Source organism: Methylomonas sp. LW13, assembly GCF_016865255.1.
Taxonomy (GTDB): domain Bacteria; phylum Pseudomonadota; class Gammaproteobacteria; order Methylococcales; family Methylomonadaceae; genus Methylomonas.
In genome coordinates this window covers 2,680,955-2,698,139 of the sequence record NZ_CP033381.1, presented here as the reverse complement: position 1 = coordinate 2,698,139, position 17,185 = coordinate 2,680,955, and the positions used below count along the sequence as shown (strand labels likewise).

The window sequence follows — 17,185 nt, the reverse complement described above, 5'->3', positions numbered from 1 at the left end:
TTAGCCCAGTAGTACATCGACCCGGCGAAATTGCCCTAAACGTAACGCTTCTGCTACCGGGCCTGAGACACTGGCTGCGGTTAGGGTTTGTGTCGTGCCGTCTCGACCATACAACCGGTACTCAATCGGTTTGACTGCCTCCGGGCCAAACGTATCGCGGCGTTGCGGATTGCTGTAAACCAGTAGCGTCGAACCGAAGAGCGTGCAGGTCGCACTAGCGGCCGGCAAGGTTTCAGGCTCGACAAACGGCGTGGCAATTTGTGCTTCAGCGGAAAAAAACGCGGCAGCCAACAGCGGTGTCGGTTTAAATGCCAAGATGCCGGCTTCCCATGTAAACGGTGCCGGCCCCAGGAACAGGTGCGTCCACAAATGCAAAAACTCCACGGTCGCGCCGGATAATCGGGCCACGCAGCCGCGGCCGTGCTGGCGGGCATCGATTGTAAAACCGCTACTGACCAAAAAGCTGGAGTTTTCGATGGGATTGCGTTTGTATTCGCCCGGGTCGTGAAAAGGCACCAATAGTGATTCGATGTGGGCGTAAAACTCATCGACCAAGCCGGCACGCACCATCTCCAGTACAAACTTGTAATGCATGTGTAAAAAGATCGAGCCGTTCTCCAGCCAGCCGTAGTTAAAAACCCCGATACGTCCCAAGTCCAGCGCCCGGTCACCCAAGGGTTCGTTGACCCGGTACATGCCCAGTTTGGCATCGTATAAATCCGAATTGCGCACAGCTTGATACAGGGTCTGCGCCTGCATCGGGTCGGCGATCCGTAAGGCGTGCACAAAACCTTCCAGGAATAACGGCAGCGGTTTTTGCTGAAAGCGGGTGACGGCGATGCCCCCGGTTTCCAACTCATGATATTGCTCTGCCTCGTACGCAAAATAGGTAACTATGCCTTGGGGCGTGCGGGCTTTGTCGATTGCGGCGTCCAGGTAGTGGGCTACCAAGCGCAGGAAGGCTTGAATGTCAGACAGTGCCAGAGCCTGTTCGGCACCGGAAAAGCCCATGAATACCTGTTGCCGATAGACTTCTTTCAACGCGCCGCTTTCCTGCCAGAACAGTTCCGGCGTCAAATCATCGCGAGTTAACAACTTATGCAACGCCGTCACAAAGTCCGCCAATTCGACGGGTACGGCGCACGCTTCCTTCAATTGGATCAGCGCGCTGAAGGTAAAATCCACCAGGCGCTTCAACTCGATGGTTTCGTTGACCGACGAGCCTAAAATGCCGGGCAGGCCGTTTAAGGCATCACACCAGCCAGGCCGGTCCGCCTCCATTTCAATGCCCACGCCGGCGGGGTCGAGCGTCGCCAGCTTATTGGCGACCAGGGTCAGAATCTTCCCCAATAAACTGGTGTAGACAATCTCGCCGTGGCCGGCTTGCGAACGTACTTGGTAACGGCGCTGCTGTCGCGCATCGATCAATGCCTTTTTCTCCGGGCAATAGCGCACGGCATTGTATTGGCGCACGCCGTTTGCCGTGACCACATATTTTTGTGTGCGCGCCGCGACCTTATGAGTAGGGTCGAAAAAGCTGTAGGTTTTGTCCTGAAATAAACCGGCCAAACGATCCGGAAAAATCGCCGCGTAACTAAGCAATAAGTCCACCAGATAGGTCCAGTGATCCGACCAATAACCGCGGTCGAATTCAGCATCTTCCAATTCTTGGGCGTGGGACAAAACAGTAGTCAGGATGTTTTCCGCATCGTCCGCGGCTCCCACGATTTCCACCAGTTCCGCATACTTAAATTCTTTGTGTAGCAAGGGCTCCAGTTCTGGAAAACGCCTGTAGAAGTGCGCAAAATTTGCCGGTGCATCCACGACAAACCGCGAGTTGCGCAAAGCACAAGGGTTATAGCCATCCGGCTGAATCAGATTGAAAAAATAGCGAATGTTCTTGGCATCCAAGGCCGGGTCGAAGAACAAATCCATGCGCCGATTTTGCAACACATCGCGAAAATCGCCGTTACCTTCGGAATAGGGCGTGTCCTGCAATAAAAAATCGTTGTAATCGCGTTCCAGATCGCCGTGCTTGCGACCAAACAAATACAAATGCGCGCCGCCCGGCACCGGCATGGAAAAGCCGCCGCGCAAACCGTTGTCCAGATAACATTGGCGGGCGTGAGCATCGAATAGCGGCTGGGCGGTGGCGGTGAACGCGCGTTGCCTGATGTTATTAACCAAGCTACGATTGATCTCGCGCTTTGCCTCGAAATAGCCTGGTTGCAGAGCTTCAAGCAGAAATTGATCGAAAATTCCACGGGAGCCGGCGTGACCGTACACGCCGTAAAACACCCGGCTTTCACCGGGCTGCAAAGACAGCTTAAGATGTTGAAACGCCGCCGGCGTTTGATTGCCGCAGACTTGCTCGGCAAAGTCCAAGGGCTGGTCTGAAAAAAATCGCTCCGCTTGCGAAAAATCGCCGGCCAAACCAAAAATCCGCTCCGGATCGACAATAGCTTGATTGTGCTGACCATCCAAAAAGCCGACGAAGAAATTGCCGGCAATCACCGGCTCCACCTGCGGGCTGTCGGTGGGCCAGACTTTCAAGCGATAAAACGGCCGATTTTCCGCCGCGCCCTCCACCCGCATAAAGGCCTCGGACGTGCGGCTCATGAATTTGAGGATCCATTGATTCATCGCATAAGGCAGCACTTGCGGCAAGCCATCGACGATCTCGAGGTGTAGGGCTTTATCCATGGTGTTGGCAATCTCTACCCGCCGCAGCAACCCGGCAACCGGCGCTTCGGCTAGCGTGAACACGTCGGCGCGCAAGCGTAAACCCAGTGGGGGATTGACTTCCTCCACGCCTACTTCATGCGGAGTCACGTAAAGACGTTGCTTCACCTCCAGCCCAGCACCACGTTGAAACGGCTCGTATGGGCGAGTATGCTGGCCGTCGTCAATTTTCAAAAACGTGCGAAACCCGCGCGACGGCGTCAGTTGGTAGGCCTTGTCCGCCGGGAAAAACTCTAAAAATGCCCCGTCCTTATTCCGCACCCCAAAACTGGCAATCGCCTGGCCGCGATTCACATAAAACGCCCAGGCCGGACGTCCATGCATGCCGGCAATCCCCGGCAGAAAGCTGGCGAAGGGGGCGCAGTCGTTATACCGTTCGATGACAAAGCATTGGTCACCGGCGAAGAAATAGCGGGGCTGATTCATGGGGATACCGTTGTTTTCGGGATTGAAAGTACTACAACTCTAGCAAGCGTTTTACTAAGTGCCAGCATGGTTCCTACGTGGTGACAGTTCGCTTTAAAAAAGAAGGCTGATGTGTGCAGACTGCATGGTTTAACAGCCTGCTGAGCGCTTAAACAATTAAACTGCGTCATATACCATAAACCAATTCGGTCAAATCCCCGCCTAAGCAGTCTTTTCTCGTCGTATTTATCCAGGAAAATCGCTGAACTACAGTTAGTTCCCAGTTAATACTTCGGAAAAACTTCCTGTAAGCCTTTGAAATAAAATAATAAGCTCGCAAGCGACGCACAGGGGCAGTCAAAGCCCTATATTCGGCCCTAAATTTGCTTTGTTTATAGGTTTTTATAAGAAATCGCGCGTCTGAATTGGCCCTTACCCTGATTGTGGCAACCTCCATGAGCACACAACACACTGTCCGCCCCTGTTTATTCTTGATTGGATTCACACTCATTTTGCACGCTGAAGGACATAAATCATGACAGCCACAATAATGCCCGACAAAGGGTTGGCTGAGTTCTATCAAGAGCATCATTCCTGGCTGCTCGGTTGGCTAAACCGCCGCGTTCAATGCCGCTTGCAGGCCGAAGACCACGCGCACGATACCTTCATGCGCATCCTTACCGCACAGGATATGCAAGCCATTCGCGAGCCGCGCGCCTATCTGACGACGATTGCCAAAGGCTTGTTGATCAATGATTGGCGCCGCGCTGCTATCGAACAAGCCTACTGGGATTCCGTGGCGGCGCACCCGGAGCCATTGGCGCCATCGCCCGAAGAGCATGCCATCATCCTCTCCACCCTACAGGAAATCGATGCCTTGCTGGACGAACTACCCGCCAAAGTCCGTAGCGCATTTCTGCTGTCGCAACTGGATGGCTTAACTTATGTACAGATAGGGCAACGCTTGGGGGTTTCCGATAGGATGGTGAAAAAATACATGGCCCGAGCGATGTTGCATTGCCTCACCGCCACCTTCTAAAAAATCATGGCTAAACGACATCATCCGGACATTCACCCCCGCATCCTGGCAGAGGCGGCGGAATGGTTTGCGGTATTGGGATCAGGCGCTACCAGTCAAACTGAACAGCAACAATGGCAGGCCTGGCTGGCGTCGCATCCCGCGCATAGGGCGGCTTGGTCTCGGGTGGAGTTTTTTACCCATAAATTCGACGGTCTGCCCACGCAAACCGCAGCGGCGGCCTTAGGCTCGCCGGATATGCAGCGCCGTCAGGCTCTTAAAAACTTGGCGATTTTGGCTGCGGTAGGCTTGTCCGGCTTTGAGTTGTGGCGGTCCGATTATCTCAGCGGGTGGCGAGCTGATTACCGAACCGGCATAGGCACCACGCGCAGCCTTAGCTTGGCGGATGGCAGTCGCATCGAGATGGATGCGGCTAGCGCTATCGACGTAGACTTTTCAACTGACTTGCGCAGAATCCGCCTACTAAGCGGCGAAATTTATATTGAAACCGCACCGGACAGCAACGGCCGGCATCGCCCGTTCGTCGTCGATAGTGCGGAAGGTCGGGTTAGGGCAATCGGTACCCGCTTCAGCGTTCACCAACAACATGAAGAAAGCCAAACCAGTGTCTACGCCGGTGCCGTGGAGATCACCCCAAGCGGCCCCGGTGCCAGTCGCCAGACCTTAAGCGCCGGACAGCAAGCCCAGTTTAACGCCCAAGCCATCGCCCCCATTCAAGCCACTGAACTCAATCAACCGGCCTGGACCCAAGGCTTTTTGTTGGTCGACAATCAGCCACTCGGCGAATTTGTGGTGCAACTCAATCGCTATCGCCATGGCTACATCACCTGTGCGCCGGAGATTGCCGAACTGCGCATCGTTGGTGCCTACCCCATTCACGACACCGATCGGATTCTGGCCGAGCTGGAAAAAACCTTGCCGGTCAAAGTCTCGCAAGTGTCGCCATTGTGGGTGAGGATTGAGCGGCGTTGAGTTTTGCGCTGGTGGCCCATGGCAGGCTCAGATAACCTGCAAGCCCAAAAGCTGTTGGAATGGCAGAAAATCCTTATCCGAATGCAACAATGGCATCTGCTTTTCAATACAGAAAGTAGCAATCAGGGTGTCGATGGTTTTGCGAATGGTGATACCTTGCTTGCGTAGACTTCTAAAATTTTCCGCACTCTTTAAACTAATCTCCCTACCGAGCATGGTGTGCATGGGCAAAGCACATAACATCGCTTTTGCGGTTTGGTAATCCTGATCGTTACGAAAACCCTGCAACACTTCCACCAAAATCAAATCACCCGTGCACACAGGCTTTACACCTAGCAAATCGTCCAATTTTTGGGTAGCGATGGTTTCCGTGCCGTTGAAATAATCGATCCAAACGCTGGAATCGACCAAAATCACCGCTCAGCCCGCATTTGATCTAAATCGCCTTCCCACTTTAATTGACCTTTCATTTTTTTGATGGCTTCCTGCTGCTTTAGCATCAATAAAGTTTTTAAGCCCTGTTCGACCGCTTCGCGCTTGGTTTTAATGCCTGTCACGCTTAAAACATCGGCCATTAGTGCTTCATCAATCATGATATTGGTCCGCATCGGAATCTCCGTGTGTATGATTTTTGAAAATCATACATCACAACTAGCGATTTGTCTCCGCCCATACTATTTACCAGGCAAACCGCGCATATGCACAATGATGCACGGAGAAGCCTATAAAAAGCATAGGTTGGTAACTATTTGATTATTAACAACATAAAAAAATAATTGCAAATAATCGAAAAAAATTCACCTTTGCGGTTCCCTTTTTCGCGTTTCGATTGGCAAGTGAATTGAAACCTAAACAAACCAAGGGAGTGACCCCATGTCCAAGCGAAAACCCAAGCACCCCATCGACAAAACCAGTAGCAGCGTGCAACAAGCCCTGACCGGGTTGGTGCTGGCAACCTCGCTGGCGGCCATGCCCGCGCTTGCCGCCGAACCCGCCGGTACCGAGCGCAGCTATCACATCAGCCGCGGCACCTTGAGCCATGCGCTAAGCCAGTTCGCCGGCAACGCCGGGATTATGCTTTCGGCAGATGCCCGTTTAACCGATGGCAAAACCAGCCAGGGGCTGGAGGGCGAATTTACCGTAGAGCGAGGTTTACAGAAGTTGTTGGTGGGAACTGGCTTGACCTACACGTTTACGGCGGGTGATGCGGTGGCGATTAAAGTGGCGGAAGCGCCTGCTGACGTATCGACGTTGCCGGCGGTGAGGGTGGAGGGAAAGGCGGTTTATGATTCGGCTGATCCTTATAACCCGGATTACAATCGGAGAAACGCTTCAACTGCAACTAAAATCGACACGGCACTGATGGAAACTCCGATGTCCGTACAGGTGATTCCGCAAGCAGTCATTCGCGATCAACAAGCCTTTCGTTTGCAGGATGCCTTGAAAAACGTTAGCGGCGTGCAGCAAAAGTCTTCGAATGGCGGCACCACCGGTGGTGCCGATGCGTACGTGGTGCGCGGCTTTGAATTGGGCTTTAGAAGCAACTACTATCGCAACGGCATCCGCATGCAAAAAAGCAGCGCCGACTTTGCCAACCTGGACCGAGTGGAAGTCGTCAAAGGTCCGGCTTCCGGCTTGTACGGCCGTATCGAAGCCGGCGGTTTGATCAACGTGGTGACCAAAAAGCCCTTGGCCGACCCTTATTATTCGATCGAACAACGCTTTGGTTCCTACGATTATTACCGCACCGAAGCCACCGCCACTGGTCCGGTCACTGACGACAAATCGCTGGCCTACCGCTTGGACATGTCGTATCTCGATAGCAATTCGTTTCGGGACAACGTCTTTAACGACCGGATATTTTTCGCCCCCAGTCTGAGCTGGAAGCCTACAGATCGCACCGAGCTGAATCTTTCGGTGGAATACCTGGACGACGAAAGAACTTACGACTCGGGACTGCCGGTGACCGGCAACCGGGTCGCGCCGGCACCGATTTCCCGAACCTTCGCCCAGCAAGGGCTGGCGGACAAGGACTCCTACTGGTTGGTCGATTTCAATTGGTCGCACAGTTTCAACGATAACTGGAAGATCAGAAACGGTATGGCCATTGTCGAAGGTGACGCCAATTTGCGAGAAACCTATGCCGACGGCAAGGCGGCGGTAAACGGCGATACGCCGCGCGGCGCCTGGTTTGGTGGTTTGGGGTACGATACTCAAACCGTGTATCTGGATTTGACCGGCAAATTCAATACCTTTGGCATAGACCACAACATGCTGATCGGTGGCGATTATTACCATCAGCGCACGCGCAACCAAGCGACGGCGCGTGCTCTAGATACGGTCAACATTTTCCAGAGCATGCCCTTGTTTGATGTACAAGCCGCCATGCAGCCACCGTTTGGTTATAGCGCTATCGAAGACAATGAGTGGTTTGGGGTTTATGGTCAGGACGAGATCACGTTGGGGGATAAACTCCATCTCATGGGCGGTTTGCGTTACGACATCTCGACTTACGGCTACGGCTATTCCGATCAGAATTTGGCGCTGGCCAGCGCGGCATACGACGATATTGAGGAAAACAATTTAAGCCCGCGCGTCGGCATTCTCTACGAGGCGAGCGACTGGTTGTCGTTGTACGGCCATTATGTCGAGTCATTCGGTGCTAACAACGGCCGGCAGGCGTCCGGCAAGCCGTTTGCGCCGCAGACTTCCGAGGAATTCGAGGGCGGTATCAAGACCTCGTTTTTTGATGGCAAGTTGACCAGCACCCTGGCTTACTACCACTTGACCAAGCAAAACGTGCTGACGCCCGACCCGGTGACGCCAAACCTCAGCGTTGCCATCGGCGAAGCGCGCAGCCAGGGCTTGGAATGGGATGTCAGCGGCCAGTTGACGAATGCACTGAGCATGATCGGGACCTATGCCTATACCGATACCGAAATTACCAAGGACAACTCCGGCGTCCAAGGCAACCGTTTACCCTACGCGCCATTGCATTCCGGCAGTTTGTGGATGAAGTACGATTTTCAACAGGCGTTTTTAAAAGGCTTTAGCGTCGGCGCCGGCATTTATGCCGCCGGTTTGCGCTATGGCGACCGGGACAACAGCTTTTATGACGATGCATATGCCCGCCTGGACTTAATGGCGGCTTATCGTATGAATATCGGCAAGACCCGCCTGACTGCCCAGGTTAACATCAACAACGTGTCTTCGACCCAGTATTACATCCAACGCGCAACTTGGTCGAATAACCCGGCGGAACCGTTGATGGCTTTTGGTTCGATTCGTTTGGAATATTGAGTGAGGGAAGTGGATGGCCAACACCGCCTCGCTGATTCTCCCCGCCGCTAGGCACTTAACTAAGCTAAAACGCCGCCGCAAGTTCTGGCTGCAAATTCATTTGTGGCTGGGCTTGCTGGCCGGTTCGGTTTTATTGATTGCCGGCCTGACTGGTAGCATCATTACCTTCTGGCAGGAGCTGGATGCGGTGTTGAACCCGACCATGCACCAGGTTTCGGCGGTGGCAGGGGGCGAAGCTGCTTACCGGTCGCTCGACGAGATTGTCTCAGCCGCCGATGCGGCGATGCCGGCCGACGCCAAACGCGGCTACATTTATTACCCGCGCCACGCCGAACAAGCCTTCTGGCTGTTTTACGAGCAGCCGGCCGGCGGCGAGGCACGTCAGCATACCTGGAACGCCTTCGTCGACCCTTACACGGCCCGAGTCACAGGCACCCGCTTGTGGGAGCACGCCGACGATTTGTTCGCCGGCAGCCTGATCGGTTTTGTATTCAAGCTGCATTATGCCTTACTGCTGGATTGGGACGACGGCAGCTGGATCGTCGGTACCGTCGCCATTTTGAGTGCCATTTCAGTACTGACCGGTTTGATTTTGTGGTGGCCGTTGACCGGACGCTGGCGCAGCGCGTTGACAATCAAACCGCGGGCCAGTGTCGAGCGTTTCAACCACGATCTGCACAAAGCCCTGGGTTTTTACAGCGGCTTGATTCTGTTCGGGGTGTTGCTGTCCGGGGTGTATTTCAATTTCGGCGAGCCATTTCGCTGGTTGGTCGATTGCTTCTCGTCAACCAAGCCGCTGGAACAGTTCCATTCCGTCGCTCGCCCTGGCCCTAAGCCCCTCTCGGCAGAACAAGCCTTGATGCTGGCCGACCAAGCCACGCCGGCCGGCCAGTGGTATTGGCTGAAACTGCCCGATGCCGCCGATGGGACGTTCATTTTTACCAAACACGTTGATTTCGGCGGTGTGTTTCGCGGCCGTTGGCAAATAGTCTTAGACCAATCCGACGGGAAAATTCTGCATGTTGCCACGCCCTTGTCCGGCGGGGCCGGCAACGTGTTTTTACAGTGGCAGTGGCCGTTGCATTCCGGCCAGTTCCTGCGCCTACCGGGCCGTGTGCTGGTATTGGCCAGCGGGCTGGTTTGCGCGGCGCTGTTCGTCACCGGTTTGATTCGCTGGCTACAAAAGCGAAGGGCTGCAAAACAAGCGCGTATTCGAAAGCCTAACTAAACTTGTCGCAGGGCCGTAGGGGTGAGGCAAGAACCCCAACATGATGGCCTATCCCAATATTGATGGTCTAAAAGTGATCAATCACTTTATTGTTGCGTTGCTGATGGTTTGCGGGTGGTTTTATGGTTGTCGTGTTGCGGTTGGTGCCTCACCCCAACGATAAACTCAGGGCGAACGGTTTTTGATACGGATCAGCGCTAATTGGCATGCGTAGGTTTGGACAGCGTTACACAAAGTAGCCGGCTAATTGCTTAGTCTCTCGTATTTGGATTGGCTCGGCGGGTGGGGGCGGGATAAAAAAACGCCCCTGCCAACAAACTTGGTAGAGGCGGCGCGACAATCGCTAGAGGGTTAACTATTGTAATCTTAGAAACCTATTGGATAAGGCTAGTCTCCAGCTTACCCGCTGGGGCGGATGACTCCGCCCAACCGCCGCCCAAAGCCTTGTAAACAGCGGTCAAGGCGGTAGCCATGACGGTTTCGCTTTGCGCCAGCTGGCTTTGATCCTGCAACAAGCGAAGTTCGCTATCCAACACGGTCAGAAAATCCGCTATACCTTCCTGATAGCGCAGATGCGCCAGTGCCGCGGCTTTTTCGCTGGCCTGCGCCGCAGCCAGTAACGAGCTGCGGCGGGCGCGTTCTTGCCTGTAGCTGACCAGGGCGTTTTCGGTTTCTTCCAAGGCATTTAGTACGGTTTGTTCATACTGAGCCAGGCTGGCTTCGGCGCGGGCGTCGGCAGCTTTGATGCGGGCGTAAACCCGGCCTAAATCAAATGCTGCCCAGCTGATTTTCGGGCCAACTGAATAGGTTTCCGAGCCCGGAGCGACCAAGCCGGACAGGGTGCTGGCTTCCAACGACAGACTCCCAACAAACGTCACGCGCGGGAATAAGTCGGCCGTGGCCACGCCGATGCGGGCAGTGGCGGCGGCCAAGCTGCGTTCGGCAACCCGAATATCCGGCCGGCGGCGCAGGAGTTGCTCCGGGTTGCCGATTTGGATGGTATCGGGGGCTTTTGGTAGAGGCGCCGACTGCGAAAGGGTAGCTGTCAAGGCGTCCGGCATTTGCCCAGTCAATACGCTGAGCCTATGGATGGCTTGGGCGATGGCGCTTTCCAGGCGCGGTATGCCTGCTTTGGTGCTTTCCAATTGTGCCAGCGCTCTTGAAGTGTCCAGCTCGGTGCCGCGGCCGTTTTCCAGTTTGACTTGGGTCAGCGCCAGGGTTTGCGCCTGGTTGTCGGCATTTTTGCGGGCGACCGCTAATTGGTTTTGTAGACCGCGCAATTCAAAATAGTTACGAGCCGCTTCGGCAATTAAGCTGACGCCGATGTCGCGCAGACTGGCTTCTTGCGCTTCGACTTCGTCGTTGCTGGCCTCGACGTTGCGTCGCACCCGGCCGAAGAAATCGATTTCCCAGGAGGCATCGAAACCGGTGTTGTACAACTTCAATTCGCGCGGAAAAACCCCGGTGCGGTTATTGAATGAGCCGGTACTACGCTTTTGCTCGGTGTAATTGGCATGCGAAGTGACGGTCGGTAACAGGTTCAGGCCGGTTTCCAGATACAAGGCGCGGGCCTCGGCCAGATTGGCACGGGCGATTTTTAGTTCGTAGTTGTGGCTGATGGTGTTGTCGATCAACGTGCTTAATTGCGGGTCGTTGAACAGTTGCCACCATTGTTCTTCGATACCGCGATCAGAAAATTCTTGGGCGTTGGCAAAACTGGCGGGTAAATCCGCAGTGGCCGGCAATTCATAATCCGGTCCGACCGCGCAGCCGCCGAGCAGCAAGCCGAGCAGGCCGGCAGCACTCAGGGCCTGATGCCGGCGTTTGGAGGGGCGCAGACTCATTTGTGGGCCTCGATTGCAGGTTGATGAGTGGTTAAGTCGGTGGCTGTGGGCCGCAGGCGTTGGGCGATGGCTTGTACTACGACATAAAACACCGGAGTGAGTAACAAGCCGAACACCGTCACGCCGATCATGCCGCTAAACACCGCGGTGCCCAGCAGACGCCGGGATTCGGCGCCGGCACCTTGGGCAATTACCAAAGGAAACACGCCCATGATGAAGGCAAAAGAGGTCATCAGAATGGGCCGTAAGCGGATGCGCGAGGCTTCCACAGCAGCTTCGAAGCGGTTAAGACCGCTTTCTTGCCGTTGTTTGGCAAACTCCACAATCAAAATCGCGTTCTTACTCGCCAGCCCCACCAGTACGATGAAGCCGATTTGCGTGAAGATATTGTTGTCCATATGGCTCAACCAAACCCCGGTCATCGACGATAAAATACACATGGGTACAATCAAAATCACCGCGAATGGCAGCGACCAGCTTTCGTATTGTGCGGCCAAGGCCAGAAAGACGAAGATCACGCTGAGCGGAAACACCAGCATCGCCACATTACCGGCCAATACCTGTTGTAAGCTCAGTTCGGTCCATTCGAAATCAAAGCCGGGTGGCAACTCGGCGGACAGCAGTTTGCTCATGGTGTCGATGGCCTGGCCGGAACTGATGCCGGGCAGGGTACCGCCGTTGATTTCCGCCGCCGGATACATGTTGTAACGGGTGATTTTGTCGGGGCCGGCGATTTCTTTGACCTCGCTGACCGCACCCAAGGGCACCATGCCGCCTTGGCGGTTTTTGGTTTTTAATTGGTCAATATCGCCCGGCAACATTCTGAATGGGGCGTCGGACTGCGCGGTGACTTGGTAGGTGCGGCCAAAGGCGTTGAAGTCATTGACGTATAAAGAACCCAGATAAATTTGCAAGGTGTCGAACACGTCTTTCAAAGGTACGTCCATCGCCTTCACCCGCGTTCTATCCACGTCCACAAACAATTGCGGCACGCCGGACCTAAACGTGCTGAACAATCCCACTAAACCGGGCTGTTGATTGCCCTTGCCCAACATTTCATTGGTGACGCGCTGCAATTCGTCCACGCCGGCGTTGTTTCTGTCCTCAATTTGCAGCTTAAAACCGCCGACCGAACTCATGCCGCGAATCGGCGGCGGCGCGAACACGGCGATGCGGGCGTTGGGAATCACGCTCAGGCGCTGGGTAAGGCTTTTGACGATCTCGTCGGCATGCAATTCGGGGTGACCGGCCCGGTCGGTAAATTCGCCTAAGCGGGCGAACATGGTGGCCACATTGGACTGGTTAGCCCCGCTGAGCACCGACCAACCGGCGTAGGCGTTGACGTGTTGGACGCCTTGGGTATCCAGAATGATCTTGCTGGCTTGTTGTACCACGTCCTGGGTGCGAGCGAGCGAAGCGGCGTCGGGCAATTGCGCGTACAACACCAGGTAGCCTTGGTCTTGCTGCGGAATAAAACCGGTCGGTACTTTCTCAAATGCCAGGAAATTCAAGCCGTTCATGCCGACATACAGCACCAGAACGACAGCGGTCACGCGAATCAACCGGCCAACCAGGCGCGAATAACCCAGGCTGAAACGCTCGAAAAACCGGTTAAACGCGCCGAAAAACCAGCCGAACAGCTTGTCGAATACTTTGGTGAAAGCGTCTTTATTGTCATGAGCGCGATCCAGCAGCAGCGCGCACAAGGCGGGGCTCAGTGTCAACGAGTTAAACGCCGAAATCACGGTGGACACCGCAATGGTCAAGGCAAACTGCTTGTAAAACGCGCCCGATACGCCGGTGATAAATGCGGTGGGCACGAATACCGCTACCAGCACCAATGCCGTGGCAACCACCGGCCCGACCACCTCGGACATGGCCAGGCGCGTGGCTTCTCGGGCATGTAGGCCTTCGGCGATATGCCGCTCGACGTTTTCCACCACCACGATGGCGTCGTCCACCACAATACCGATAGCCAGCACCAAGCCAAATAGCGACAGGGTGTTTAAGGAAATCCCCAAAGCCGACATTACCGCAAAGGTGCCGATCAAGGACACCGGCACCGCCAGCAACGGAATCACCGCCGCCCGCCAGTTTTGCAGGAACACGATCACCACCAAGACCACCAACAGTAAGGCTTCGAACAGGGTCTCGACTACCGCGTCTATCGATTGCTCGACGAACACCACGGTATCGTAAACCAGTTTGTAATCCAGGCCTTCGGGGAAACGGGTTTTCAGCTTCTCCATTGCTGCCATCACCGCCTTTTTGGTATCGATGGCGTTGGAGCCGGGCAGTTGGAAAATCGCCAGACCGACCGTTTCGTCGCCGTCCAGATACAAGCCGGAATTGTAATCCTTGGCGCCCAGTTCGATGCGCGCCACGTCTTTCAAACGAGTGACTTGGCCGTTGTCGCCTTGCTTGATGACAATCTCGCCAAATTGCTCGGGGGTGCTGAGGCGGCCCAGGGTGCTGACGGTGTATTGGTATTCGGCGCTGTTCGGCGAGGGCTGCTGACCGACCACGCCGGCCGCGACTTGCACGTTTTGCTCGCGCACCGCATTCACTACCTCGGCGGCGGTCAGGTTGCGGGCGGCGATGGTTTGCGGATTCAGCCACAGGCGCATGCTGTAGTCGCGGGCGCCGAACAGCAGAATATCGCCCACGCCGGGCAAGCGCGCCAAGGTGTCGCGGATTTGCAGCAGCGCGTAGTTACTCATATAAACACTGTCGTAGCGTTTATCCGGCGAGACCAGGTTAACCACTAGGCTCAAATCCGGGCTGCGCTTTTTCACGCTCAAACCCTGCCGACGCACTTCTTCCGGCAATTTCGGCTCGGCCAGCGCCACCCGGTTTTGCACCAAAACCTGGGCTTTATCCAGATTGGCACCGGGTTTGAAAGTGACGGTCAAAGACATCGCGCCGCTATTGGTGGACTGCGAAGACATATACAACATGTCTTCCACGCCGTTCACTTCCTGCTCGATTGGCGTTGCCACCGTTTCCGCGACGACTTTGGCATTGGCGCCGGGATAGTTGGTGCTAACCACGACCGTGGGCGGAGCAATTTCCGGGTATTGGGCAATCGGCAGGCCGATCAGCGCCAAACCGCCGACCAACAGGATGACAATCGACAACACCGCCGCAAAGATCGGCCGGTCGATAAAAAAATGACTGAATTTATCCATAGCTTATTGTGCTCCCGGCGCGGTCAAATCGATGCGTTCCGGATTGACTTTGGCGCCGGGTTTGAGCTTTTGCACGCCTTCTACTACCACCCAGTCACCGGCTTGCAGGCCGCTGCGGATCACCCGCATCTCGCCGATGCGCGAGCCTGGGGTAACTTGACGGTACTCGGCTTGGTTGTCCTGGTTGATGACCCAGACAAACCGCTGCGCCTGATCGGTGGCGACGGCGCGGTCGGGCACTAACAGGGCAGGGTACGATGCCGAGGCTTGCACTCGCAACCGCGCAAAAAAACCGGGGCTGAGCAATTCGTCCGGATTGGCGAACACGCCGCGCAAACTCAGAGTGCCGGTGGCGGCATCCTCGCGCGGGGCGATGTAGTCCAGTTTGCCTTGATGCGGAAAATCGGTTTCATCGGCCACCGCCAGTTGTACCGGCGTACCTTTTAGATCGGCGGTGCTTTGGCCGTGTTGCTGGGCATGCCGGCGGTAACGCAACACCGATTGTTCGTCGGCATCGACGTACACGTAAACCGGATCAGTGGACACAATATTGGTCAGCACGGTGTCGTCGGCTTTGACCAGATTGCCGGCGGTGATCATCTCGCGGCCAACCCGCCCGCTGATGGGCGCGCGGATTTCGGTGTATTCCAGGTTTAATTTTGCGGTGTACACGTTGGCTTCCGCCGATTCGACCGCCGCCGCCGCTTCGCGCAAGCCTTTGGTGCGCATGTCGTATTCTTCGGCGGAAATGGCTTTGGCTTTGAACAGGTTTTCGGCGCGGGTCAAATCGTTTTTCGCCAGCTCGCGTTTGGTTTTGGCGCGCTCCAATTCGGCTTGCGCATAATTAAGCTGGGCTTTCAGCGGTTTAGGGTCGATTTGAAACAGCAAATCGCCTTTCTTGACCTTGGCGCCCGCAGTGAAATTGACGGTGTCCAAATAGCCGCCAACCCGGGCGCGGATGTCCACCGAGTTGATCGCTTCGATCCGGCCGGTGTATTCGTCCCATTCCGTCGTTTCGCGGTTTAAGGGCTGCGCGATTTTTACATTGGGCGGCGGTGGCGCGGCTGTTGCGCCGGCAGGGGCTCCGGCATCGCCACAGCCAGCCAAAGTCAGTTGCAGGGCGATGCCGACCACGCCGAGCTTTACCACATGTCGCTGTGCTTGGCGATGGGTTTGCCCTGCAAAATCAGCCGCTACCGGCGATGAAGGGGGCTGTTGGGATGCAAGCGTCATGCGCGGTTTTTTTGCCATTGCCGTGTACTGCCTTAGTCGTCGTTTAACTAAAAATGGTAATATCTATTACCGTTTAGTCTAGGTTATCATCTTTATCCAAGTCAATTCATTTCGCGAATCACACAGCATGGTTAAATGTGGACGTCCCTGTAAGGGCGATGAACAGCAAAGTCGGGATCGATTACTCGATGCAGCCTTACAGCTTTTTCTTGAAAACGGTTACGGAAACCTGAGTATGGAAACCATCGCCCGCGATGCGCGGGTATCGCTGCGGACGATCTATAGCCAATTCGGCGGCAAAGCCGGCTTGTTCGGCGCGTTGATCCGGCGTTGCAGTGATCAATTTATCGGTAGCCTGTCCGACGATTGCGAATTGGAAGAGGCGTTGACCAATTTTGCCCGGCAGTTTTTGTATCGGATTACCCGTCCGGATGTATTGCGGATGCGGGCGATATTGATCGGCGAATCACCTCGTTTCCCTGATCTGGCGACACAATTTTACGAACAAGGACCGCGCCGGACGCTGGGATTGTTAGCGCAGTTTTTTATCCGCCAGCAACAGGCCGGCTTAATGATAGATATGGACCCGTATTTCCTGGCCGACCAATTCATCAGTGCGGTGCGTGGCGAACGCTTACAGCGCTTACAACTGGGTTTGGAGCCGACGCCCGACGAAGCGGAGATAGACGTTTGGGTGCGTCAGTCTGTCAGCTTGTTTTTGCAAGGGTGTCTGGTAACCCGTTAAGGCATTTCATGTGTCGCGGTGGCGGCATCCGTCAGACCTCGCAGTTAATCCATTCCGGTAACGGGGTTCCGGATTTCGCGGCGGTGACGATCATCAAGGTCGAGTTGTAGTGGGCAACTTTTTTCGGACACCGCGACAGGTCGTTGGGCTGCTATTTTCATTTCCTAGCCACAGGGCGGCAGGTAAGCCCATGGCTAATGACAAGCGCCGCATATTAGAGAAGTTGACAATATAGTCGGTCACAGCGCGAAAAGCCGCGGTTTGCTCAAACTAGAAACCTAATTAACGCGCTTGAATTAAAGCTAGGCAAATTTTTGCGTTCGACTCATTTTAAATCGACTATATTATTTCCATACCGTTCTTGTGGTCTGTCGGAAACTATCCTTTGCGGCAACTGAGCCGAACGGTTATGATCGAGCAGCTATTTTGTCTGAGCACGCTAATCCGCATCGAGTAACTACCAGACGGGCCGCGTTAGTCGTAACTGAC

The 17,185-nt window shown here is 55.0% G+C and carries 11 protein-coding genes; 5 read left to right on the top strand and 6 right to left on the bottom strand.

Annotation, left to right across the window (positions count from 1 at the left end):
- Positions 1-3,168 (bottom strand): hypothetical protein, encoded by a 3,168-nt coding sequence (locus tag JL719_RS12030; RefSeq protein WP_033156181.1) that lies wholly within the window; start codon positions 3,166-3,168, stop codon positions 1-3.
- A 514-nt stretch (positions 3,169-3,682) separates the two neighbouring features.
- Between JL719_RS12030 and JL719_RS12025 the strand changes: the two genes are divergently transcribed.
- Complete coding sequence (locus JL719_RS12025; protein ID WP_084153253.1) at positions 3,683-4,186, top strand: sigma-70 family RNA polymerase sigma factor; 504 nt, start codon at positions 3,683-3,685, stop codon at positions 4,184-4,186.
- Positions 4,187-4,192: 6 nt separating this feature from the next.
- Positions 4,193-5,158 (top strand): FecR domain-containing protein, encoded by a 966-nt coding sequence (locus JL719_RS12020; protein ID WP_051669844.1) that lies wholly within the window; start codon positions 4,193-4,195, stop codon positions 5,156-5,158.
- A gap of 27 nt (positions 5,159-5,185) precedes the next feature.
- On the opposite strand, the gene vapC is transcribed toward JL719_RS12020, so the two are convergent.
- Both vapC and JL719_RS12010 read right to left on the bottom strand, forming a co-directional pair.
- Entirely contained in the window at positions 5,186-5,575 is a 390-nt protein-coding gene (gene vapC / locus JL719_RS12015) for a type II toxin-antitoxin system VapC family toxin (RefSeq protein ID WP_033156184.1), read from the bottom strand.
- The gene (locus JL719_RS12010) at positions 5,572-5,766 is read right to left on the bottom strand and encodes a type II toxin-antitoxin system VapB family antitoxin (protein WP_033156185.1); all 195 of its coding nucleotides are present in this window, start codon (positions 5,764-5,766) and stop codon (positions 5,572-5,574) included. The genes vapC and JL719_RS12010 overlap by 4 nt, the downstream gene beginning before the upstream one ends.
- A 265-nt stretch (positions 5,767-6,031) precedes the next feature.
- On the opposite strand from JL719_RS12010, the gene JL719_RS12005 reads away from it, so the two are divergent.
- A complete protein-coding gene (locus tag JL719_RS12005) occupies positions 6,032-8,458 on the top strand; it encodes a TonB-dependent siderophore receptor (RefSeq protein ID WP_051669847.1) in 2,427 nt (808 codons plus the stop codon).
- Between the two features lie 13 nt (positions 8,459-8,471).
- The gene (locus JL719_RS12000; protein WP_033156186.1) at positions 8,472-9,686 is read left to right on the top strand and encodes a PepSY-associated TM helix domain-containing protein; all 1,215 of its coding nucleotides are present in this window, start codon (positions 8,472-8,474) and stop codon (positions 9,684-9,686) included.
- 374 nt (positions 9,687-10,060) lie between these two features.
- On the opposite strand, the gene JL719_RS11995 is transcribed toward JL719_RS12000, so the two are convergent.
- From JL719_RS11995 to JL719_RS11985, 3 genes are read right to left on the bottom strand one after another with little or no spacing between them, the layout of a single operon-like run.
- Positions 10,061-11,530, bottom strand: a complete 1,470-nt coding sequence (locus JL719_RS11995) for an efflux transporter outer membrane subunit (RefSeq protein WP_033156187.1) — start codon at positions 11,528-11,530, stop codon at positions 10,061-10,063.
- Complete coding sequence (locus tag JL719_RS11990; RefSeq protein WP_033156188.1) at positions 11,527-14,718, bottom strand: efflux RND transporter permease subunit; 3,192 nt, start codon at positions 14,716-14,718, stop codon at positions 11,527-11,529. The genes JL719_RS11995 and JL719_RS11990 overlap by 4 nt, the downstream gene beginning before the upstream one ends.
- Before the next feature lie 3 nt (positions 14,719-14,721).
- Positions 14,722-15,969, bottom strand: coding sequence for an efflux RND transporter periplasmic adaptor subunit (locus JL719_RS11985; RefSeq protein ID WP_033156189.1), 1,248 nt, complete (start codon positions 15,967-15,969; stop codon positions 14,722-14,724).
- A 109-nt stretch (positions 15,970-16,078) separates the two neighbouring features.
- On the opposite strand from JL719_RS11985, the gene JL719_RS11980 reads away from it, so the two are divergent.
- Entirely contained in the window at positions 16,079-16,696 is a 618-nt protein-coding gene (locus tag JL719_RS11980) for a TetR/AcrR family transcriptional regulator (RefSeq protein WP_033156190.1), read from the top strand.
- The last annotated feature ends 489 nt before the right edge of the window (positions 16,697-17,185 follow it).

Coding starts and splice junctions, on each gene's coding strand:
- JL719_RS12030 (WP_033156181.1), bottom strand. CDS start 3,168: ATGAATCAGCCCCGCTATTTCTTCGCCGGTGACCAATGCTTTGTCATC.
- JL719_RS12025 (WP_084153253.1), top strand. CDS start 3,683: ATGACAGCCACAATAATGCCCGACAAAGGGTTGGCTGAGTTCTATCAA.
- JL719_RS12020 (WP_051669844.1), top strand. CDS start 4,193: ATGGCTAAACGACATCATCCGGACATTCACCCCCGCATCCTGGCAGAG.
- JL719_RS12010 (WP_033156185.1), bottom strand. CDS start 5,766: ATGCGGACCAATATCATGATTGATGAAGCACTAATGGCCGATGTTTTA.
- JL719_RS12005 (WP_051669847.1), top strand. CDS start 6,032: ATGTCCAAGCGAAAACCCAAGCACCCCATCGACAAAACCAGTAGCAGC.
- JL719_RS12000 (WP_033156186.1), top strand. CDS start 8,472: ATGGCCAACACCGCCTCGCTGATTCTCCCCGCCGCTAGGCACTTAACT.
- JL719_RS11995 (WP_033156187.1), bottom strand. CDS start 11,530: ATGAGTCTGCGCCCCTCCAAACGCCGGCATCAGGCCCTGAGTGCTGCC.
- JL719_RS11990 (WP_033156188.1), bottom strand. CDS start 14,718: ATGGATAAATTCAGTCATTTTTTTATCGACCGGCCGATCTTTGCGGCG.
- JL719_RS11985 (WP_033156189.1), bottom strand. CDS start 15,969: ATGGCAAAAAAACCGCGCATGACGCTTGCATCCCAACAGCCCCCTTCA.
- JL719_RS11980 (WP_033156190.1), top strand. CDS start 16,079: ATGGTTAAATGTGGACGTCCCTGTAAGGGCGATGAACAGCAAAGTCGG.